This is a genomic window from Acinetobacter sp. SW-226, from assembly GCF_055632855.1.
This window is the reverse complement of record NZ_CM145752.1, coordinates 3383324-3405230: the sequence shown is the minus strand read 5'-3', so window position 1 is coordinate 3405230 and position 21907 is coordinate 3383324. Positions and strand designations below refer to the sequence as shown.

Here is a 21907-nt window from a genome sequence, read left to right as displayed (position 1 = left end):
TGTATTTTGTGGCTTATGTTAAAATAGATATCAGATCACTTTTAGGTCTTCTCCTACTCTAGTCTTTTTATTCGCTTTCAGGTTTTTATATGATTAAGTGGATCATTCTGGCGATCTTTATTCTTTCTGCCCTTTATATTCAGCAACGTGGGAAAGTTCGTCACTCGTTTTATCGTCAATTTTTCGATCACTCAACGATTCTTGCACCGATTAATTACCTCATGTACATGTTTTCAAAAGTACCGAATCAGCCGTATATCGAGACTCAGCATTTTCAAGATTTAAAAGTTTTGGATGAAAACTGGAAAATGATTCGAGATGAAGCGAAAGCTTTATATGAAAAAGGCGGTATTAAAGCATCAAGTAGTTATGATGATTTAGGCTTTAACTCCTTTTTTAAAACAGGCTGGAAACGCTTTTATCTAAAATGGTATGACTCGGCACACCCATCTGCTATGGAGCTGTGTCCAAAAACCACAGCGTTATTGAAAACCTTGCCGACCATTAAAGCTGCGATGTTTACCGAACTGGCTCCCGACAGCCGTTTAGTTCGTCACCGTGACCCCTATGCAGGTTCATTACGTTATCACTTGGGTTTGCTCACACCAAACGATGACCGCTGCTTTATTGATGTGGATGGTCAGCGCTATTCATGGCGTGATGGTGAAAGTGTAGTCTTTGATGAAACTTATATTCACTATGCCGAAAACACTACGGATCAGAATCGCATTATTTTCTTTGCTGATGTCGAGCGTCCTTTAAAAACACGCTTTATGCAAAAGTTTAACCATTGGTTTGGTAAAAAAGTCATGACCGCAGCCAGCTCTCCAAATGAAGCTGGCGATCAAACAGGTGGGTTAAATAAAGTTTTTGGTTATGTCTATCAAGTGCGGATCAAAGCCAAAGCTTTAAAAAAACCAACCGCCAACTGTATTATTTTTTAAAATGGTTCTTGATGCTTGGAATTTTTTTCCTGATTTTTGTTCGCCCTTATATTTTTTGATATATGGGGAATTTAAAAACGTCTTTCGAGGCGTTTTTTTATGGGCCAAGGTTTTGATTTTATGATCTTACAAGCGAGATATTTTTGTGTAAGATAAGCATAAATTAGGGGGAAATATGCAAAAATTTCGTTCAAAAAAAGACTGGTGGGTGATTGGATTTATTATTGCCATGACAGGTCTGTTGCTACAGTTGTTATTCACAATGTATGCCAAAGCTACAATGTCACAGTATCCAATTCACACGGTGACCTATGTCCTCACAATTGCCGTGTTATGGTGGCCTGTTGTAAATACTCAATATCGAATTGAGCAAAATTGTTTGGTGATTACCAGTATGTTTTTGAAATGGACTATTCCTTTGGCAGATATTCAAAAAGTCAGCCCAAGTAATAACTCGGTTTCTTCACCAGCATTGTCCTTAGATCGCCTCAAAGTAGATTATCAAAAAGATGGAACTGTGAAATCTGTTTTGGTTTCACCCAAAGATCAGCAGAAATTTATACAGGCGCTACAACAAAGCGCTTGATGCTAGGTCAAGCGCAATTTAAGAGCCCTCGATGCGATGATGTACGAGGGCTCTTTTGATCTTAGAAATCAGCCAATACAATTTTTCCCTGAGTGTGTTCAGACTCGATGGCAGCATGTGCTTGGCGCATATTCTCCGCATTAATACGTCCCATTATATGCTTGAGTGTGCTATGGATTTTTTGACTTTCGACTAAGGTTGCAATTTGTTGTAATAAGTGTCCTTGCGCTTGTATGTCAGAGGTTTGGAACATGGAGCGTGTGAACATAAACTCCCAATGTATCGCAACAGATTTACGTTTCAGTAAGCGAATATCGAGCTGCTCAGGGTCATCAATGAGCCCCAACTGACCTTGCGGTGCAATTAACTCTGCAATTTGGCTTAAGTAGTGGTCAGTATGTGTCGTTGAGAAAACATAACGTGGAGCAGGTAAATTCTGAGCTTGGATTTGCTCAACTAGAGATTGGCGATGATCTAACACGATATCTGCCCCCAATTGTTTAACCCATGCTTGACTCTCGGGACGGGAGGCTGTAGCGATGACTTGTAATTGGGTTTTAGCTTTGAGTAATTGAATGGCGATAGATCCTACACCACCAGCAGCACCAATAATTAGAATTGACTCATTTGCAGCATCATGTTGTTGTACTTGAAGTCGATCAAATAGCATTTCCCATGCAGTAATCGCGGTCAGCGGAATGGCAGCAGCTTCAGCAAAAGATAAGTTATGCGGTTTTAGACTGATAATACGCTCATCGACCACATGAAATTCAGCATTGCTGCCTGCTTTAGTCAAATCACCTGCATACCACACTTGATCGCCTACTTTAAAGTTTTCCACGTCTGGACCGACAGCGACGACTTCACCTTGCAGCATCCCATCCTAAAATCTTGGGCTGTCCATGTTCAGGTGAGACTCGGGTTCTGATTTTACAGTCGACGGGGTTTACAGAAATGGCTTTTATTGCCACTAAGACTTCTCTATTTTGAGGACTGGGTATATCGACTTCCATATCTTGTAATTGTTCGGCAGAACCAGCATGTAAATATCCAACAGCTTTCATAGTTTTCATCTCAAATTGGGTTTATGCTGAAAATGTTATCGTAGTTTTAAAAGTGCTATATACGGTTAAATTCTGCATATAGTGTAAAAAAGGATACTGTTGAAATGGGTAAAGCAAAGCATTCACGCTTTAACTGTAGTCCAGGATGTTCGGTCGAGGCAGCAATTGGGATTTTGGATGGGAAATGGAAAAGTATTATTTTATGGCATTTGTTGACTGAAGACACTTTACGGTTTGGTGAGATTCGAAAACGAATACCGAATGTGACCCAACGGATGCTGACCAATCAGCTACGGGAACTCGAGGAAGATGGCATGCTTCATCGGGAAGTATATCCGCAGGTGCCACCCAAGGTAGAATATAGCTTAACCCCTTTGGGGCGTAGTTTACGCCCCATCTTATTGGCACTTAAAGCCTGGGGAGATGAACATCTTGATTTATATGGGCAAGTTTTAGTTGTACAGAAAGAGTATAACGTAGCTGAAACCCCAGACGCTTCAGCAGAAGTCGTGGATGTTATTAAGTCGTAAACGGTCCTGACTATAATTTCCCTGCTTAAAAAGTCAGAAATCTATCCATATCAGCCCATCAGTGCTCCGAGGTTTGAACGTATTGTGAACGAAAACGCACGAGAACATATCGAAAAAATTTTAGCCAATATGACCACATTACCGGGCGTTTACCGCATGCTCGGTAAAGACGGTGAACTGCTGTATGTGGGCAAAGCGAAAAATTTAAAAAATCGTGTTTCCAGTTATTTTGTCAAAACCATTGAGCACCCGAAGACGCAGGCTTTGGTGGCGCGGATTTATGACATCGAAACCTTAGTCGTTCGTTCTGAAACTGAAGCACTGCTGCTTGAACAAAACCTGATTAAGCTACATCGTCCACCGTATAACATCATGCTCAGGGACGATAAGTCCTATGTCTATATCTTTGTCTCTGCCGACAAACCGTATCCACGGATTGCATCGGGTCGGGGCAAAGGCAAACACCAAGTGGGGAAGTTCTTTGGACCGTATCCGAGTGCATATAATGCACGGGATACTTTGTTGGTTTTGCAAAAACTGTTTAATGTTCGCCAGTGTGAAAATAGCTATTTTTTGCAGCGTAAGCGTCCTTGTTTGCAATATCAAATTAAACGTTGTTCAGCGCCGTGTGTGGGACTCATTAGCCCTGAAGAGTATAAAAATGATGTCGATAACTCGATTCGTTTTTTACAAGGAGACACCAAAGAGCTGAATCAAGAACTGATTGCGAAAATGGAGCAAGCGGCCGAAGCCTTAGAGTTTGAGAAAGCGGTGTTTTATCGTGACCGTATGGCGCTATTGCGGGATGTCCAGTCACAACAAGCCATTTATAAACTCAAAGGTGAAGCGGATATTTTAGCGATTGCTTATCAGGCAGGGGTGACCTGCGTGCAGATCATGCATGTGCGCAACGGCAAAATGTTGGGAGGTAAAAGTTATTTTCCAGATATGCTTGGAGATGATTTGGGGCAAATGCTGGCTGACTTCATGGCGAACTTCTATTTCCAAGTGGCAGATGAAGTGCCTAGCGAATTGATTGTCAATGTCGAACTGCCCGATCGAAAAGAACTGGAACAGGCGCTACAACAACAGTTTGATAAGAAAGTACAGATTAAGCATAGCTTGCGTGAGACACGTGCAGAATGGTTAGAATTGGCACAGATGAATGTGCAGCATGCGATCAAAGGACAATTGGCCAATCACTTTGAGCTGAATGAGCGTTTCCATCAACTTGAACAAGTGGTGGGGCGTCCGATTGATCGGATCGAATGTTTTGACATCTCACATACCATGGGCGAAGAAACCGTGGCTTCGTGTGTCGTGTTCGACAGCGGTGGCATTCGTAAGCGCGATTATCGTCAGTTTTCAATTCAAGACATTACCGCGGGTGATGACTATGCCGCAATGCGCCAAGCGCTGACTCGTCGTTATAAAAAAGCCATGTTGCCTGATTTACTCTTGATTGATGGTGGTAAAGGACAGTTGCATATGGCGATGGACGTCATGCAAGAGTTGGGTTTAGAGGCCTTTATGGTCGGGGTGTCAAAAGGCGAGGGACGTAAACCGGGCCTTGAAACCCTACACTTTACTGATGGAACAAAAATTCAGTTGCCTGAAGACCATAAAGCATTGCATTTGATACAACAGGTGCGTGATGAGGCGCATCGCTTTGCGATTACTAAACACCGGGCTAAACGTGATAAAAAGCGTGGTTCATCCATTTTGGAAGTGATCCCGGGTTTGGGGCCGAAACGGCGCCGTGATTTATTGACTCACTTTGGTGGAATCCAAGGGGTGTTGAAAGCCTCGGAAAAAGATTTAACTTTGGTGCCTGGTTTGGGCGAAGTAATGGCGCGCACTATTTATAAAGTTTTACATGAATAGAACAGCAGTCACTGGGTTGGCAAAAGTGCTCATTGACGCATGGGTCACTGATCATTCACATCAGTTGAATTGTGTTGTAAAGATATGGAGGGAATTTAAAACAAGGATGCTCTATGTCACTTCAACACAGTTATCAAGCTTTAGCAGAACAAGAATGGATAGATATACCCACAGGTTGGTTGCAAGGACGCACCATTTATGGGGGATTGGTTGCAGGCTTAATGATGCAAAAAGCATTGTTGACTGTTGCTGATGATACGAAACATTTACTCAGTTGTAGCGTAACTTTTGTTGGGCCAGTACAGCAGGCCAAAGTTCGTTTAACCAGCGAGATTCTACGTCAAGGCAAGTCAGTGACTACTTTGGAAGTACGCTTATGGCAGGATGATGCGGTTCAAAGTATTTTAGTGGCAAGCTTCGGGACTCAGCGTGAATCGAGTATTCATGTGCATCAAGAACCTGTAGCGCCAACGTTTCCATCGGTTGAAGGTCTGACAACCGCACCGCATCATCCACTTGCACCCGAGTGCTTTAAGCAGTTGGATATGGTGTGGGTGACAGGGCAGTATCCGTGTACAGCCAGTCCAAAACCTGACTTTTCAGGCTGGTATCGTTTTAACCCCAATTTGCATGAAAATCGTGACATGACTGTGGCAGACTTGATGGTGTCGATGGACATTTGGCCACCGGGCGTCTTGCCCATGTTTAAAACGATGGCACCTGCAAGTTCGTTGACCTGGCATTTGACCTATATGCATCCACTGAAAAATCAGTTACATGATTGGATGAAATTTCAAGTTGAAACGCAATATGCAGCAGACGGCTATTCGACGGAGTCTGCTTATTTATGGGATGCAGAAAACCGTTTAATCGCCATCTCACGGCAAACAGTAACCGTGTTTGCCTAGTGACACTGTACCTCAATTCGTATAAAGTGAGGCCTAATTACGATGAGTCGCATGCGAAAATAGATCGATGGTTTCATCGCGCATGAAGGGGAAAAATTGGCGGTGTCTATGACAGCAGGTCGAATCCTGAATATTCCAAACATCTTGACCTTGGCGCGTATTGCCCTAATTCCGGTCTTCTTATTGGTGGCTTATTGGCCTCCTGTAATGGGTATTGCTGAACACGCAGGCAATATGTCTCGTCATATTTTATTGACGTCTATTTTTGTTGTTGCTGCGGTGACAGATTGGTTTGATGGTTATTTGGCGCGGACTTTAAATCAGACTTCTGCATTTGGACGTTTCTTAGACCCTGTGGCGGATAAGCTGATGGTGGCAGCTGCACTGATTGTATTGGTGCAGTGGAAACCTGAAATTTCGATGGCATTTGCAGCGATTGTGATTATTTCTCGCGAAATAACAGTATCTGCCTTACGCGAGTGGATGGCCGAGTTGGGTGCACGTACCAATGTAGCTGTATCAACGGTTGGAAAATATAAAACCGCTTTTCAAATGATTGCAATTACGGTGTTCTTGCTGAATTGGCAACCGCTTGAAATGTTAGCTTATGCACTGTTGTATACCGCAGTGATTTTGACTTTGTGGTCGATGTTTATTTACCTCAAGGCAGCTTGGCCATATTTAAAACAGCCTTGATTTTTAGATGTCAAAAAGCTCCTGAGGGAGCTTTTTTTATATTGAAGAGAAGTCAACTGTGCGTTTCTTCCTCAGTATCATCTTCAAAAGTTTTGGCAATTTTTTCAATATTTAGGCTCTTGGCCATCGCATCAAAAATTTCTTTATAAACGCCTTCCTGACGGTACAGTGCTTCATGTTCCCCATGTTCTGCAATACAGCCTTCTTTCATCACATAGGTATAATCGGCATCAATAATTTGCGACAAACTGTGTGAAATAATAATCACCGTTCGCCCTTGTTTGATCTGATCGAGGCTATGTTTAATCTGCTCGCTAGTAATTGCATCGAGGCTGGCGGTTGGCTCATCAAGAAAAATAATCGGTGGGTTTTTGAGGAACATGCGTGCCAGCGCAATGCGTTGTTGTTGCCCGCCTGAGAGCATCAGGGCATCGGATTGATAGGCTTCGGGCAATTGAAGAATTTGCTTGTGAATGGACGCTTTTTCTGCGGCAGCGTAGACTTCATCATCTGTGGCATTGATTTTTCCATAACGAATATTGTCTAAAATACTGCCTTGGAAAATGTGATTTTTTTGTAAGACGAGACCAATGTGATCACGTAAATAAGTGGTGTCTATGTCTTGTAGATCAATCCTATCGAGCTCAATTTTTCCTGCATCAGGCTGATAAAACTTATCCAATAAGCTAATTAAAGTGGATTTGCCTGCGCCCGATAAACCGACCAACGCTGTGATTTTATTCGGTCGAATTTCCATGTCGATTTGCTTTAATGCATGATGACCATTGGGATAGAAAAAATCGACATGCTTTAATGTGAACTTACCTTGAATTGTGGGTTTGAGCGTACCACTTTGCTCGATTTCATCATCGGCTTCTAAAATTTTAAAAAAGCTTTCCGCGTAAATCATCGCATCATTCACTTCATCATAAATACGGTGCAATGAACGAATGGGTGCGGAGACATTATTGAACAATAAAATATGAAACATGATCATGCCGATGCTCATCTGTCCATCGAGTACAAAGTACGCCGTGAGGATGATAATCAGCACAATCCCTATTTGTTCAATAAAGGTCTTTAAGCCATCAAATAAAAAACTGAGCTGCCGTGTTTGCATCTGGTTTTCGGTCAGTGCTTTTTGCAGTTTCAGTTGTTTGGTGGACTCAATAGACTCTCGGTTAAAGGATTTAATCACACTAATCGACTGTATAATACTCAGAATGCCTTGGCTCTTTTTTTCACGACCATCACGCAGTTTACGCCGCCATCCTCCTAGTTTTTTTGCCTGTTGAAAGGTCAGCCAAAAGTAAATCGGAATAATACTGGTTGCTACTAAACCGACATAAATATTGGCATAGTACATCAGTCCCAGTGCCACAATCGCACTGCTAAAGAGCGGTAAAATATCAATAAAAAAGATTTGTATGAGACGGGTGAGCGAACCAATGCCACGGTCAATTCGCGTTTGTAGCTTACCTGCTTGGTTCTGATCGGCATTAAAAAAGGTCAAACGATAGTTCAGGAATTTTTCAATAATACTTTGCGCCAAGTCTTGTGATACCAGAATGCGCAGTTTTTCCCCATAAAATTTTTGACCAAACTGCACCAAGGCACTGATGATTTCTTTGCTGAGTAAAATCACAGAAATGGTGATCAAAATGTGTAGGCCTTCGGTCAGTCCTTGGCCTTGTTCGACCAGACGGTTGATACTGTCGACGGCATATTGCAAAGTCAGGGCATTGACCTGCGCGGTGAAGGAACCAATCAGCGTCAGGATCAAGGTCGCAATCACCAATATCCGATAGGGGTGGACAAAGGGGCGAAGCTTTTGAAACAACTGCCAAAGGTTCATACATGCTTCTTTTTATTGTGAAAGTTCAGATGAGTGTATGCATAAGGAGGCTAGGCGACAAGCTGTGACTTTGTTTTGATTTGTGTCGTTCTAAATTCAGTTAAACTGTTTGCAGAGGAGGAACAGTCATGACCTTAGATCTGTTTAGTCCTGAACCGCAAGCAAACGTGCTCCCATGTGATGGGCAGGTGCAGGATTTGGGCTTGATTTTAACTGCGGAGCAAAGTGCAAAATATTTGGATTATTTTTTAGCGCATTTGGCATGGCAACCTGACGAGGTCGTGTTACATGGCAAGCGTTATGTCACGGAACGAAAAGTGGTGTGGTATGGCGATGCTGAGTATCAATATCACTATTCGGGGAGTGCCAAGCAAGCACTGTTATGGCATCCTGCTTTGTTTCGTTTAAAACAGCATATTGAGCAACTGGTGGGACATCCATTTAACTCATGTTTAGCCAATTTATATGAAAATGGTAGCCAAGCTGTGGGCTGGCATAGTGATGATGAACCTTCACTACGTTCGCCGCAGCAAGACAATGTGGTGATTGCCTCACTCAGTTTTGGTGCAACCCGTAAGTTTTGCTTTAAGCACAAGTTTAAACAGGAAAAAGTTGAGCTTATGCTACACAGTGGGCAATTGATCGTGATGCGTGGACAGACTCAGCGCTACTGGAAACATGCGTTGATGAAATCCAGTAAAATCACTGAGCCACGACTGAATTTAACCTTTCGCTATTTCTATCCCGCACAGCAAGGCTAAATAAAATTTAGGTCTCAATATTATGTAGCAGGTTGCATTTCTGTTCGATTTGTAGTGCGCTATGTCTTAATATTTCGACCATTTTTTTCAGATCGACAAATTCAAATCGGTTCTTCGAAGCCAATAAGGTCAGTGCCAACGGCGTATCTTTGGGTGAAAATTTGACAGGTACGGAAAGACTGGCAAGATTGGGGTCAAACTCGCCATTGGAAAAATAATAGCCCTGTTTCTTAATGGCTTTCATTTTCTGTAAAAATTCGTCTTGGCTCGCGGCAAAATTGACCTCAGCCAGTTGAGTAGCAAATTTTTGATAATATTCAATAATTTTGGCTTTGCTAAGCTGTGAGATCACCACTTTCGGCGATGAACCCAAATACACGGGACGTGGGCAACCCCGCCCATAGGAAAATAACTCAAGATCTTTAAAAACTTCACCATATAGGTCAATACAGTGCTCTGCGTTGAGCTGGGTGAGGATACAGCAAAATTCCGTTCGCTCAACGATGTCTTGCATAAAAGGAATGCTGATTTGTAATAACGGATCTGTGGTTCGAGAGATGTAGTCCAACACAGCAATTTGAGAACCCAAAGTATAGTCACCGCTGGTTCCGCTTAAACGCTGTAAAAGTCCTGCGGACACCAACTCTTTTAAGTAGCGATAACTTGTAGGTTGTGAAAGCCCCAGTTCGGCACTGATAGTATCGACATTGATAATCGGGCGTGACACAGAAAAGAGGCCTAAGACAGTGAGAATTTTACCAAAACTTGAAAGTGCCATAACAACCTACTGAGTCAAAAATCATCTATCTGAGCAATAGTGACTATATAACAAAAAACACATAACTTTGACATGGTTTTCTGTTTACGCAGAAGGCTTGAGAAACTTTTAATATGCAGAATTGGTCTGAAAAACAAGCGATAAAACACGGATAAAAAAGATTGTATTATCATATGGAGATATTTTTATTGACAAAAACAATTAATTTTGGAAAAATTGTCTATAGAAATGTCTTTTAATGAATAATGTTTCATTATTTTTTTGAGCATTTTCTTTCCTGTCACATGGTGCTGTCTTTGCCCATGTCTGTAAAAGACTTCATTTATTGGAATTATTTTTGATTCGTTTTCGCTTCTGGTGAGGATGAAGTGTTGCTGTTTGCTTGAGCAATACTGCGTTGAAGAATCCTGTAGATGTTGTCATTCAGCGCATTTAGAGATGATTTATGTTCCTGACCAAACAGTTAATTGCATTTCGTCCAAATAAATTGGATTGGATTTTTGCGAGTAAAACTTTTTTGGCAGGCATGCTCTCACTGTATGTGGCATTTTCCTTAGATCTGGCTTATCCCATTTGGGCTATAGGCACAGTCTTCGTGATTGCCAATCCTTATACTGGAATGGCCGCTTCAAAGAGCGTATATCGTGTTTTGGGAACGCTGTTGGGCGCTATTGTTTCACTTGCGGTTACCCCAAATCTGATTAATACCCCTGAACTATTCACCTTGTTTTTGGCGACGTGGGTCGGATTTTGCTTATATTTTTCTTTATTGGATCGAACGCCACGTAGCTATATTTTTATGTTGGCTGGTTATACCACAGTCATTATTTGCTACAACATTATTTATAACATTGAAACTACGTCAATGTTTGATATGGCGATTGGGCGCTTTATCGAAATTACGGTTGGAGTGTTATGTAGTGCCGTGGTGAATGCGGTACTGTTCCCTATGCATATTGGTCCTGTGGTGAAAACCCGTGTTTCACAGACTCTTCAAGATACCCGGGCAGTTTTTGATAAAATCCTCAATGCGGACGTAAAAGCCATCAATTACAGCGCTACGCTCAGTCATATCACGCGTGATATTACTGATATTCATGTGATGGCTGTGTACTTGAGCTATGAAAAATCAGCATTACAAGGCATGACCAAACCCTTACAAGAAATGTTGCATCAACTGAGTATGTTGGTGACCAATCTGGTGGCGATGGCAGAGCGGATTCAGCAGCTAGACCACATTGATGTTGCGTACCGTCCTGCTTTAGAAAAAGTGCATGTGCAGATCGTCGAGTTTTTGCAAGGCGATCAAGCCATTTTAGAACAAGAACTAAACCATTTGCCTGAACAATTTGAGTCGAGTTTCCAAGACGTGTTTGACAGTGCCTTGCCACAGCAGCAAGTCATATTGGCCAGTTTAAAAATGGATGTGCGTCATTTTATTCAAAATATACGTGCCATTAAGTTGATTTGGCAACGTATTCAACAAGGCGATGACAGTTTACCTGCGACAGTGATCCCGATGAGTACGACTTATCCTAACCTACATCGCGATCATGGTGTTGCAGTACGTGGTGGTGTTTCTGCTTTTATCGTGGTGATTGTGGCAACTGGCTTTTGGATCGTCAGTGGCTGGAAAGCAGGTTTTATGATGGCGGAAATGGCGGCTATTTGTGCTTGCATTCTCACCAGTATGGACAACCCCGTTCCTGCCTTAAAAATTTTTATCCGTGGCAGTTTGTATGCGGCGATTATTGTCTTTATTTATGCTTATGGCATCTTCCCGCAAGTCAGCGCTTTTTGGATGTTAGCGATAGTGTTGGCCCCTTTTTGTATGTACTGCCTGATGCTGTTTTTACATCCGCCACTTACAGGCTTGGCGTTGCCTTTATTGATGGGTGTGGTCATGGGCTTAAACCTGCAAAACCGTTATCACCTAGATCAAGTAACGTTCTTTGATGCCTCGATTGGTACAGTCCTTGGTCCGATCATTTCTGTCTATGTGATTCATTTGGTTCGTGCGATGTCGCCGGACATTACAGCCAAACGAATCCTGTCTTTACACTATAAAGCGATACGACAAGCGCTATATTTGCCTTATGGGGTCGAGTTTAGAGTGCATTTGCGTAGTATGTTGGATCGGATAGGTGTGTTGAATACCAAGTTGGTACAGTCCGATGTACTGAAGCAAAAAATCAATTTGGCATTGATTGAGTCCAGTGCAGTGATTGATTTGACCCGAGTACAAGAATTAATGGATCAGTTAGCAGGCTATACAACCCTTACTAGACATTTACAAAAATTACAAAGCCAAATAGATGTATTTTTTCAGGCAAAGGAGCGACATACGGCTGACTCAAAGTGTAGGCAAGACATTTTAGATAAAATTCAGGATATTCAAGCCGAATTGGTACAGATTGATGATTTGAGCATTGCACGTCGTTTGCAGGTTTCTCTAAATAATATTCAAAGTAGTTTGTGTCATGCGACATGGGATGAAATGCCCCAAGTCGGTTTGTTGGGAGCATAACGATGGGTGAACTCAATATCTATGGCGTATATGTCCCTGTTTTGGTCGTTCAGGCACTTTTGGCCTACATCGGTTTAAGGCTACTCATGCGGGTGACTGACCCTTGGGTTGATAAAGGTTGGATTTTTTTACCCAGTATTTTTTATTTATGTCTATATATCACGCTGCTAGGCATAGTCCATTGGGGTTTTATCGTGAGCTTTTCTTAAGCACACATTTGATTGAAATGAATGAGGTAAAATGAACATGGCATCCTTTGATTGGCGTAAAGTCAGCCGACCCTTAACTTTAGTTGTCATCGTGGTTGTTGCGATTTTGGTAATCGCCCATCTTTGGCACTATTACAATGCTGAGCCGTGGACACGTGATGGGCGGATTCGAGGTGATGTGATTCAAGTCTCTTCAGATGTTTCAGGCTTAGTCACTGAGGTTTTGGTGCGTGACAATCAAACGGTAAGAAAAGGGCAAGTGTTGTTTAAAATTGACATAGCACGTCAAGCATTGGATGTCGAACAAGCCAAATCAGACTTAGCTAAAGCCAAAGCCAGTTTGGCTTCTGCTGAAGCAGAATTGTTTCAAAGCAAAGCTAACTGGGTCAAGTCACAGGCCAATAGCCTTTTGGCTGATAAAAATGCAGATCGCTATGCTAATTTGATGGAGGGTGCGATTTCAAAACAAGAACAAGATCAGATGTTTGCTGTACGAGATCAATCACATGCCGAACAGGAGCAAATGCAAGCCACAATTCAGCAAGCCAAAGCCAATATTGCCCAGCAGCAGGCACTCATTGACGTTGCAACCAGTAATTTACATTTGGCGGAATTAAACTTGAACCGTTCCGAAGTGGTAGCACCTGCCGATGGCACATTGTCTAACTTTGAGATGAAAGCAGGCAACTATGTGAAAGTGGGTCAAGCGGTAGCAGCATTGTTGGATCGTTCACAACTTTATGTGGTGGGCTATTTTGAAGAAACCAAGTTAAATAAAATTTATCTCGGTGCTCCCGCAACCATTCAGTTGATGGGTGATTCGGGAAGTTTAAAAGGTCATGTGCAGGGCATTGCCTCAGGCATTGAAGATCGTGAACGAACATCTAGTACAGGTCTACTGGCAAATGTAAATCCAACTTTTAGTTGGGTGCGTTTAGCGCAACGCGTTCCTGTAAAAATTGCATTAGATGAAATTCCAAAGAATGAATTGGCATTTGTTGCGGGGCGAACTGTGACAGTACATATTATCGAGAAGAGCCACTAAATTGGTCTTTCTTCATCTCTTAAAAAAGCATCCTTATTGGATGCTTTTTTAAGATGATTCGCTATGTTTCGATAGACTTTGAACTAAGGAGTAAGTCCTTTGGGTTCACGATACCAACTTTCAATAAATAATGCAGCGGCAAGGCTATCTGCAGAGGAGATTTTTCCCTCTGCCTTGTGCTTGGTAGTGACTTAACTCATCGCGGGCAGAGCGGGTACTTAAACGTTCATCCACCATCCACGTTTCAATATTGGTCTGATGACGTAAACGACGCGCAAATTTACGCGCGCGGGCCGAGAGTTCTGACTCACTATCATCCATATTCAGCGGTAAACCGACTAAAAATAGATTAGGTTGATATTGCTTGATAATTTTATGCAATTCATCCCAATTGGGAATGCCATCTCTCATGGTAAACAACGCCAAAGGTGTGGCACTTTCAATCAATGCTTGACCGACAGCCATGCCCATTTTTTGTGTACCAAAGTCAAATGCCATAATCATTTGGGGTGTGTTTAAATCAGGCATGTCCAATCTCAGATGACAACCAGGTTCTGTCGAGCCCCAACTTTTTGTAGGCAGCATCCCAACGGTCGTTGTAAGGAATATTAAAAATCAAATCCATATCAGCATCACAGACCAGCCAATCACCACGAGCGAGTTCATCTTCCAATTGGTTTTTGGTCCAGCTGGCATACCCCAAAGCAATTTGATAACGACCTACACCTTCGTTATGGGCAATAGCATCTAGAATATCTTTAGAGGTAGTGATACAGATGTTTTCTCCCACCGCAATAGATGAGTGCCATGTTGGTTGGCCAGTATGTAAGACAAAGCCTGCTTCAGGACGTAAAGGGCCACCTTGGAGTACATCATGAGGGCGGACATGATCTGCTTCAATTTCAAGATCATTGAGCAATTCCTTAACAGAAAGTCCTGAAGGTCGGTTGATGATGATGCCTTGAGCACCTTCTTCATCGTGTCGAGCCAAATAAATCACCGTATTGGCAAAAAAATCATCTGCCATATCGGGCGGGGCAATGAGACAGCGATGCGTCAGATATTGTTTGCTCACCTAAAGGCTTCTCCTTGAAATTGAAATGCTTCTAGTAAATGTTCCTAATTACCACGTTACTAGACTAATGCCTATTCTCCAAATCTTTTTTTGTGATCCAATCTACATATTCTAAGCAGACTGGAACTTTAGCTGGCGTAATTGCTTGGCATGTTGCAGTGTGGTGTCGTTGATTTCAACCCCCCCTGTCATGCGTGCGAGCTCATTGATTCGCTCATCTTCTTCTAAACTTAAAATGGTACTGCTGGCAGGATCAGTTTGGCGCTTTTTCACCAATAGATGTTGGTCGGATTGTGCTGCGACTTGGGCTTGGTGGGTAATACATAAAATTTGCACGTGTGAGCCTAAGTCGGCCAATAGGCGTCCCACAATTTCCGCCGTGCCACCACTGATCCCGACATCAATTTCATCAAACACCAAAACTTCTGCTTCAGTTTTTTCAGCATTCATTACTTGCATGACCAAGGCAATACGTGAGAGTTCACCGCCTGATGCTACTTTGGCTAAGGGCTGAGGTGGGATACCTTTATTGGCTGTAAATAATAGTTGGATAAAGCTGAGTCCCTCACTTGAAGCCTGTTCCAAAGGTTCAAACTTAAACTCAAAATGAGCTTCAGGTAGGGCCAGTTGTTTCACTTGTTCGGTTAAATGTTTGGCCAGTGGTGCGGCTGCATCTTGGCGAATTTGATCCAGATGGTGTGCTTTATCTAAAAAGTCTTGATGCGAGCGCTCGACTTGTTCTGCCAGTGTTTCAGGGTCTTCTAATAAGTGAAGTTGTTCTAATTCGACTTGCCATTGTTCATATTCTTGCTTGAGCAATTCAGGTTGCGTGCGATATTTACGTGCAAAACGGTGGAACATTTCAAGCTGTGTATTGAGCTCTTCCATGCGTTCAGGGTCGTAGCTTTGACGGTCAATAAACTGACGTAGGTTGGCTGTGGCATCTTCAAGTTCACTTTGCGCATTCAGCAAAGAGGTGTGAATCTCAGCCAATTGCTCACTACGGCCTGCATGCGACTCTAAACGACGAAGAATACTGGAAACTTCTTGATTAATGTTCTGCTCTGCATCATCTAATGCATTTAAGGCATAACTGCTGTCTTGCATGATGTTTTCATGATGTGAAAGACGGTCAAACTCTTGTTCAATCTCCTTGTAGTCGATTTGAACCACATCTTCGAGTTCTTCAAGTTGTAGGTTTAGCGTGTCGATACGCTGTTTTCGTGTGGCTTGGGCATCCAATGCTGCTTGGTGCTGACGGATGTCTTTTTGCCAAGTACTATAAGCTTCACGTACAGCCTGCGCTTCAGGGTAGAAGTTGTGATACAGGTCTAACCAGCGCTTTGGATAAGGTGGCTCTAACAGCTGTTGCTGACTGTGTTGACTGTAGAGTTGTACCAACAAACGGCCAATTTCTTTTAATTCAGCTAAGCTACTCGGACGGCCATTAATCCATGCTTTGCTTCGTCCTGTAGCAAAGATCACACGTCTTAAATGAATTTCGCCTGACTCATCATCGAGTTCATGTGACTTTAACCATGTTGCTTCAGGACTATGTTCTTGATAACTAAAAATAGCGGTCACATCGGCTTTGTCTGAACCAAAACGAACATAGTTAGTGTCGGTGCGTTCACCTAGACATGCTGACAGTGCATCAAGTAATAAAGATTTACCTGCACCTGTTTCACCCGTTAAGACATTAAAGCCTTGATCAATATCAAGGGCTAAGTGATCAGCTAAAGCAAAGTTAATTAAAGTTAAATGTGTCAGCATAAACGCATCCGAGCTGCGAAAAGTTTTAGTTTAAGATAGTCAAGTTTTATTCAGCCGACAAGACGGCAGTGCTATTGGTTTTAGTTAAAACTGGACTATTTTAGCTTGAATCCCAAAGACGACCTAATAGATTTTTAAATCGCGTCGTGAATCTAAAATTGGTAGCAAAGTTGTCCTTGGTTTCTAGATATATTCAAAATGACTATTTTAGAAGGCTTAGACAGGCAAAAATTAAGCCAAAGTGTAGAGAGAATAGGTGCAATTGTACAATGGTCGGGCTTTAACAAAATATTGATTGAATGGAATAAAACATGGATTGATTAGTTAATCGCACATCTTTAAACTAGCACATCAATATGATTATAAATGCGCATTATCTGGAGTGTATGCATGTCAACTCAGTTCGATCATGTCTCTGTCATTAAAAAATCCAATGTTTATTTTGGCGGTTTATGCATTAGCCATACTGTACAGTTTGAAGATGGTACCAAAAAAACGTTAGGTGTCATTCTACCGACAGAGCAAGCATTGACGTTCGAAACACATGTGCCAGAGCGTATGGAAATTATTTCAGGCGAATGTCGTGTGCAGATTGCAGACAGTGAAGAGAGCGAATTGTTCCGTGCGGGACAGTCTTTTTACGTGCCTGGCAATAGCCGTTTCAAAATTGAAACTGATGAAGTTTTAGATTACGTGTGTCATTTAGAAGGCTAAGCTTTCAGACGATACTCACTAAGTAATTTTAAGCAAAATCAGTTAAACTAGATATTGCACAGCAATCCTGTAAAGTCAGCTTTACAGGATTTTTATTTTGGCACATCGTGTCGATGGTGATTTATCTTTTAGAGGTCCTACATGGCTAAACCTGAATATTTTTATGGCGTTCATTCGGTGGAGTCATTGTTGGAGCTTGAGCCTGAACGTGTGCTCACACTTTTTACCTTAAAAGGGCGTGATGACCAGCGTTTAAAGCGTGTACTTGAGTTGGCTGAACCGTTTGGGATTAGCGTACAACAAACGGGCCGTGATCGCTTGGAAAAAATGGCTGGCTTGCCGTTCCACCAAGGAGTGGTTGCCGCTGTTCGTCCCAATCCAGTTTTCAATGAAAAAGATCTAGAAGCTTTACTTAAACAGTCGCCAAATTGTTTATTGCTGGGTTTAGACCAAGTCACCGATCCGCATAACCTCGGCGCATGTATCCGTACTGCTGCTGCAATGGGCGTTGAAGCTGTGATTGTGCCTCGTGATCGTTCTGCAAGTTTGACCCCGACTGCGCGCAAAGTTGCGGCAGGTGGTGCTGAAAAAGTTAAATTTATTCAAGTAACCAATTTGGCTCGGACGTTAGCGCAAATTAAGGAAGAATTTAATGTGCGTGTGGTTGGTACCATGTTGGATGAAAAAGCCTTGCCGCTACAACAGTTCGATTTTACGGGCACTGCTGTATGTGTGGTGATGGGTGCTGAAGATACAGGCCTGCGTCCAATTACCCAGTCTCAATGTGATCAAACAGTATATATCCCGATGGCAGGCAACTTGCAAAGTCTGAATGTCAGTGTAGCAACGGGTATGGCTTTGTATGAAGCATGTCGTCAACGTAATATCTAAAATTTTTTAATTTCCGATTCAATTTAAATCCAATGATGACCCCTCAAAAACAAGGCTATGTATTTATTGCCATCACCATGTGTATTTGGGGGGGATTTACCTTAACGGCTCGGCTCAGTGCTAATTGGGGCATTGGGGCTTGGGATATTACTGCCTTACGTTTTCTCTTGGCATTTTGCATCTTAATGCCGATCTTGATCTATAAAAAGGATACCGCCTTTTTGTGGAAGAAAGAGCCTTTTATTTTGGCGATGATTGGTGGGGTATGTTATTGCATCACCGCTTATAGTGCCTTTCATTATGTGCCTGCGGCACATGCTGCGATCTTTCTCAATGGCTGCATTCCACTTTGCACGGCTGTCGCGGCTTATCTTTTATTTCGGCAGCCCTTTGACCGGCATACTTGGCTTAGCCTCAGTATAATGTTGCTTGCACTGACGGTCATGAGCGGGTTGATGTATCAAGAAACAGGTATCGCTTTTAGTTTAGGGGATGGTTTATTTTTCCTCAGTGCTGTGCTTTGGGGAACATTTACTGTCTTGCTTCGGCAATGGAAATTATCTGCGTGGCATTCCATGGCAGGTGTTGCGGTTTGGGCTGCGATTGTATTTGTACCAATTTATGTTTTGTTTTTGCCCAAAACCCTCGCACATGTGCAACCTGTGCAATTGATTGCTCAGGTCATATTTCATGGCATATTTGTGGTGATTGTAGCGACTCTTACTTATGTGGAGGCTATTAAACGTTTGGGGGCATTTAAAACAGGCAGTATTGTCACCTTAGCACCATTTATTGCTGCAATAATTGCGGTTCCTCTGCTCAATGAGCCGCTGAGTATTGCCATTTTATGTGGGCTTGTAGGGATGGGGATTGGTGCCTTGCAGCCTTGGCGCTGGATACGTAAGGACAGTTTGAAAGCCCAACTCGTGCAACAAAAAAAGCAGTCATAATCGACTGCTTTTTTTAGGCTTCTGAACGAGCTAAATACTTTAAATGCAAAGGTCTGAGCTGTGCGTATAAGTGCTCCAAATGTCCATCATTTATCACAATATCATTGGCTAAAGCCTGTTTTTGCTCGCGTGGCATTTGAGCTTGAATGATGGCCTGAATCTGCTCAATATTTTGATGGTCACGTTGAGAAGCACGCAAAATTTGTAGATCTATAGAAGCATCAATCAACAGGGTGTGTTGGGTTAGTTCATGTTGATTGGTCTCAAACAGTAGCGGTGAAACCAAAATCACATAAGGGCTAGTCGCATCTTGCAATTGTTGTCTGATGGACTGGCGAATAGCAGGGTGGGTGATATTTTCCAATTGCGTGCGGGCAGCTGGGTCTTGGAAAATGTGTTCGCGCAAAGCGCGGCGATTCAGTTCGCCGTTGTCTAGGAGCACCCAATCTCCAAACTGGGCTTGAATTTGTTGCAGTGCGGGCTGACCTACAGCCACAATTTCTCGAGCAACCACATCTGCATCAACCACGTGAATGCCTTGTTGTTCAAACCAGTGACTTGCGGCAGATTTCCCGCTACCGATTCCGCCTGTCAGACCTAAAATAAATGCCATAGGTTTTATTAATTGCCTAAATAAATTTTCATAATTTGCTCTCCCCAAAGAAAAGCAATCCAACCTGCAATAGCAATATATGGACCAAAAGCAAAAGGTTGATTTTCTTTTCGAATTTTGAGCAAGATGATGCCGATGATTGCACCAACAAAAGATGAAAGTAGCACAATCAGTGGCAGTAACAACGGCCCCATCCAGGCACCTAAGGCAGCAAGTAACTTAAAGTCGCCATAGCCCATGCCTTCCTTGCCAGTGATAAGCTTAAATAGATAATAGACGACCCATAAGCACAAGAAGCCAATGATATAACCCCAAATGGCAGCGGTGGGAGAGGTATAAATAGCATAACTATTTATTCCTAAACCAAGTGCTGCAAGTGTGAGAGTATAGCGATCTGGCAGGAGCTGCGTATCAAAATCAATAAAGGTTAAAGCGATGAGAATGTAGGTTAAGACTAGGCCAAAAAGCATTTGGATGGTTGGACCAAAGACCGCGACCACGATCAATGCACACATGGCTGTGAGCAGTTCAATAGCAGGATAACGGATGCTAATTGGGTTATGGCAGGTGCCACACTTTCCACGTAGTACTAACCAACTAACCACAGGGATATTTTGATACCAGTGTATGACGCTGTTGCATTTGGGGCAGGTGGATGCTGGTTTGCTTAAGGTGAGTTTCGTTTCATCAATGATGGGTTGCTCAGGATGAAGTAACAGTTGACAATCAGTACGCCATTCTTGCTCCATCATTTTTGGGGTGCGGTAGATCACCACATTGAGGAAACTGCCGATACACAAACTAAAAACTCCAACCACGAAATAAAGTGCAGTTGGAGTGTTGATCAGAGAGGAAATTATTTCTTGCATTAAACCACAGAACCCATTTGGAAGATTGGTAGATACATGGCAATCACGAGACCGCCCACAAGTACACCCAAGACCGCCATGATCAAAGGTTCCATCATTGCAGTTAAGCCATCCACGGCATTATCAACTTCATTTTCATAGTGAGTGGCAACTTTATCTAGCATGGCATCAAGCGCACCAGATTCTTCACCAATGGCAACCATTTGTACTGCCATGGAAGGGAATTTATTGGTGGCACGCATGGCAAATTGAAGTTGTTGACCGGTTGCTACATCCTCGCGGATTCTCATCACAGCTTCTTCATAGACCACATTGTTGGTTGCCCCAGCTGTAGACTCAAGTGCATCAATTAAAGGAACGCCAGCAGCAAAGGTTGTGGAAAGAGTACGGCTATAGCGAGCAATAATTGCTTTATAAACCAAATCACCAAAAATTGGGGCTTTCAGCGCGGCCTTATCTAATAAATTACGAAATTTTTTACTGCGTTTTTTGGTCTCGAGTAAAGCTGTAATTACGATACCAATTATAATAATCAAGATAAACCAATATTTTTGCATCCATTCAGACATGTTGACGACCATTTTAGTGAATGCTGGTAATTCTGCGCCAAAGGAACTAAATAAATCTTGGAAGACTGGTACGACTTTGACCATTAAAATAATGGTCACGATTAAAGCAACTACAACCACTGTTGCTGGATATTTCATGGCTTTCTTAATTTTTTGTTTGAGTAGCTCACTTTTTTCTTTATAGATAGCCACACGATCTAGCATCGTTTCAAGTGCACCAGATTGTTCACCTGATTCGACCAACGAACAGAATAAATTGTCGAAATATTGAGGATATTTTCTGAGAGCCCCAGCAAAGGTATTACCACCTTCAACTTCACCCTTAATGCCGAGGACGACTTCACGCATAGAGGGATTTTCTAAGCCTTCAGCCACAATTTCAAAACCTTGAACCAATGGTACACCGGCTTTCATCATCGTTGCGAGTTGTCGGGTGAAAATCGTGATGTCCAGCGTCGTCACTTTTTTCTTAAATACACCTTCAAGAATATTCTTTTTCTTTTCTCTAATACTCTTGATGGTAATCCCTTGTTTGCGCAAAGTGACTTTGGCTAGAGCTAGATTACGTGCAGGCAATTCCCCTTTGATTTTTGCCCCTTTACGATCAATCCCTTCATAATTGAAGGTTGGCATCATCTGTGCTTTTTTGACAGCCATGCATTTATC

General features: G+C 42.5%; 19 protein-coding genes and 3 pseudogenes. 13 read left to right on the top strand and 9 right to left on the bottom strand.

Going from position 1 to position 21907, the window contains the following annotated elements; genetic code table 11:
- The first annotated feature begins 89 nt into the window (after positions 1-89).
- Together lpxO and ACZ8ZH_RS16140 are read left to right on the top strand one after the other, a co-directional pair.
- Positions 90-1003 (top strand): annotated as a pseudogene (lpxO, locus tag ACZ8ZH_RS16145) (lipid A hydroxylase LpxO).
- A gap of 116 nt (positions 1004-1119) precedes the next feature.
- Positions 1120-1530, top strand: a complete 411-nt coding sequence (locus tag ACZ8ZH_RS16140; RefSeq protein WP_119064180.1) for a PH domain-containing protein — start codon at positions 1120-1122, stop codon at positions 1528-1530.
- A gap of 61 nt (positions 1531-1591) precedes the next feature.
- Here the strand turns inward: ACZ8ZH_RS16140 and ACZ8ZH_RS16135 are convergent.
- Positions 1592-2594: pseudogene (locus tag ACZ8ZH_RS16135) on the bottom strand (zinc-binding alcohol dehydrogenase family protein).
- Between the two features lie 104 nt (positions 2595-2698).
- Here ACZ8ZH_RS16135 and ACZ8ZH_RS16130 point away from each other — a divergent pair.
- The 4 genes from ACZ8ZH_RS16130 (at position 2699) to pgsA (ending at position 6612) form a co-directional block, all read left to right on the top strand.
- Positions 2699-3124 carry a winged helix-turn-helix transcriptional regulator gene (locus ACZ8ZH_RS16130; RefSeq protein ID WP_119064176.1) on the top strand — a complete coding sequence of 142 codons (426 nt, stop codon included), beginning with the start codon at positions 2699-2701 and terminating at the stop codon, positions 3122-3124.
- 84 nt (positions 3125-3208) lie between these two features.
- Positions 3209-5008 (top strand): excinuclease ABC subunit UvrC, encoded by a 1800-nt coding sequence (uvrC, locus tag ACZ8ZH_RS16125; protein WP_119064174.1) that lies wholly within the window; start codon positions 3209-3211, stop codon positions 5006-5008.
- 113 nt (positions 5009-5121) lie between these two features.
- Positions 5122-5916, top strand: a complete 795-nt coding sequence (locus ACZ8ZH_RS16120; protein WP_119064172.1) for a thioesterase family protein — start codon at positions 5122-5124, stop codon at positions 5914-5916.
- Between the two features lie 108 nt (positions 5917-6024).
- Positions 6025-6612, top strand: coding sequence for a CDP-diacylglycerol--glycerol-3-phosphate 3-phosphatidyltransferase (pgsA, locus tag ACZ8ZH_RS16115; RefSeq protein WP_086209710.1), 588 nt, complete (start codon positions 6025-6027; stop codon positions 6610-6612).
- Between the two features lie 52 nt (positions 6613-6664).
- On the opposite strand, the gene ACZ8ZH_RS16110 is transcribed toward pgsA, so the two are convergent.
- Complete coding sequence (locus ACZ8ZH_RS16110) at positions 6665-8467, bottom strand: ABC transporter ATP-binding protein (RefSeq protein WP_119064170.1); 1803 nt, start codon at positions 8465-8467, stop codon at positions 6665-6667.
- 128 nt (positions 8468-8595) lie between these two features.
- On the opposite strand from ACZ8ZH_RS16110, the gene ACZ8ZH_RS16105 reads away from it, so the two are divergent.
- The gene (locus ACZ8ZH_RS16105; RefSeq protein ID WP_119064168.1) at positions 8596-9228 is read left to right on the top strand and encodes an alpha-ketoglutarate-dependent dioxygenase AlkB family protein; all 633 of its coding nucleotides are present in this window, start codon (positions 8596-8598) and stop codon (positions 9226-9228) included.
- 7 nt (positions 9229-9235) lie between these two features.
- On the opposite strand, the gene ACZ8ZH_RS16100 is transcribed toward ACZ8ZH_RS16105, so the two are convergent.
- Positions 9236-10006 carry an IclR family transcriptional regulator gene (locus tag ACZ8ZH_RS16100; protein ID WP_086209707.1) on the bottom strand — a complete coding sequence of 257 codons (771 nt, stop codon included), beginning with the start codon at positions 10004-10006 and terminating at the stop codon, positions 9236-9238.
- Positions 10007-10451: 445 nt separating this feature from the next.
- On the opposite strand from ACZ8ZH_RS16100, the gene ACZ8ZH_RS16095 reads away from it, so the two are divergent.
- Genes ACZ8ZH_RS16095 through ACZ8ZH_RS16085 form a run of 3 tightly spaced genes read left to right on the top strand, consistent with a single transcriptional unit; the run spans position 10452 to position 13787 of the window.
- Positions 10452-12533 carry an FUSC family protein gene (locus ACZ8ZH_RS16095; protein ID WP_470247781.1) on the top strand — a complete coding sequence of 694 codons (2082 nt, stop codon included), beginning with the start codon at positions 10452-10454 and terminating at the stop codon, positions 12531-12533.
- A gap of 2 nt (positions 12534-12535) precedes the next feature.
- A complete protein-coding gene (locus ACZ8ZH_RS16090; protein ID WP_110974242.1) occupies positions 12536-12742 on the top strand; it encodes a DUF1656 domain-containing protein in 207 nt (68 codons plus the stop codon).
- A 37-nt stretch (positions 12743-12779) separates the two neighbouring features.
- Positions 12780-13787, top strand: coding sequence for an HlyD family secretion protein (locus ACZ8ZH_RS16085; RefSeq protein ID WP_119064211.1), 1008 nt, complete (start codon positions 12780-12782; stop codon positions 13785-13787).
- 83 nt (positions 13788-13870) lie between these two features.
- Here ACZ8ZH_RS16085 and ruvX read toward each other — a convergent pair.
- The 3 genes and pseudogenes from ruvX to recN form a co-directional block, all read right to left on the bottom strand.
- Positions 13871-14315, bottom strand: a pseudogene (gene ruvX / locus ACZ8ZH_RS16080) (Holliday junction resolvase RuvX).
- A complete protein-coding gene (locus ACZ8ZH_RS16075) occupies positions 14308-14862 on the bottom strand; it encodes a YqgE/AlgH family protein (protein WP_086209703.1) in 555 nt (184 codons plus the stop codon). The pseudogene ruvX and the gene ACZ8ZH_RS16075 overlap by 8 nt, the downstream one beginning before the upstream one ends.
- 111 nt (positions 14863-14973) lie before the next feature.
- Positions 14974-16635 (bottom strand): DNA repair protein RecN, encoded by a 1662-nt coding sequence (gene recN, locus ACZ8ZH_RS16070; RefSeq protein WP_086209702.1) that lies wholly within the window; start codon positions 16633-16635, stop codon positions 14974-14976.
- Positions 16636-17025: 390 nt separating this feature from the next.
- Between recN and ppnP the strand changes: the two genes are divergently transcribed.
- From ppnP to ACZ8ZH_RS16055, 3 genes are all read left to right on the top strand, one after another.
- The gene (gene ppnP / locus ACZ8ZH_RS16065) at positions 17026-17349 is read left to right on the top strand and encodes a pyrimidine/purine nucleoside phosphorylase (protein ID WP_086209701.1); all 324 of its coding nucleotides are present in this window, start codon (positions 17026-17028) and stop codon (positions 17347-17349) included.
- Between the two features lie 141 nt (positions 17350-17490).
- Complete coding sequence (rlmB, locus tag ACZ8ZH_RS16060; protein ID WP_086209700.1) at positions 17491-18240, top strand: 23S rRNA (guanosine(2251)-2'-O)-methyltransferase RlmB; 750 nt, start codon at positions 17491-17493, stop codon at positions 18238-18240.
- A 32-nt stretch (positions 18241-18272) separates the two neighbouring features.
- Positions 18273-19190, top strand: a complete 918-nt coding sequence (locus tag ACZ8ZH_RS16055) for a DMT family transporter (RefSeq protein ID WP_162900291.1) — start codon at positions 18273-18275, stop codon at positions 19188-19190.
- Between the two features lie 13 nt (positions 19191-19203).
- Here ACZ8ZH_RS16055 and coaE read toward each other — a convergent pair whose 3' ends face one another.
- Genes coaE through ACZ8ZH_RS16040 form a run of 3 tightly spaced genes read right to left on the bottom strand, consistent with a single transcriptional unit; the run spans position 19204 to position 21898 of the window.
- Positions 19204-19803, bottom strand: coding sequence for a dephospho-CoA kinase (gene coaE, locus ACZ8ZH_RS16050; protein WP_119064163.1), 600 nt, complete (start codon positions 19801-19803; stop codon positions 19204-19206).
- A gap of 8 nt (positions 19804-19811) precedes the next feature.
- A complete protein-coding gene (locus tag ACZ8ZH_RS16045; RefSeq protein WP_119064161.1) occupies positions 19812-20672 on the bottom strand; it encodes a prepilin peptidase in 861 nt (286 codons plus the stop codon).
- The gene (locus ACZ8ZH_RS16040) at positions 20672-21898 is read right to left on the bottom strand and encodes a type II secretion system F family protein (protein ID WP_086209697.1); all 1227 of its coding nucleotides are present in this window, start codon (positions 21896-21898) and stop codon (positions 20672-20674) included. Before ACZ8ZH_RS16040 ends, ACZ8ZH_RS16045 begins: the two co-directional genes overlap by 1 nt.
- Between the last annotated feature and the right edge of the window lie 9 nt (positions 21899-21907).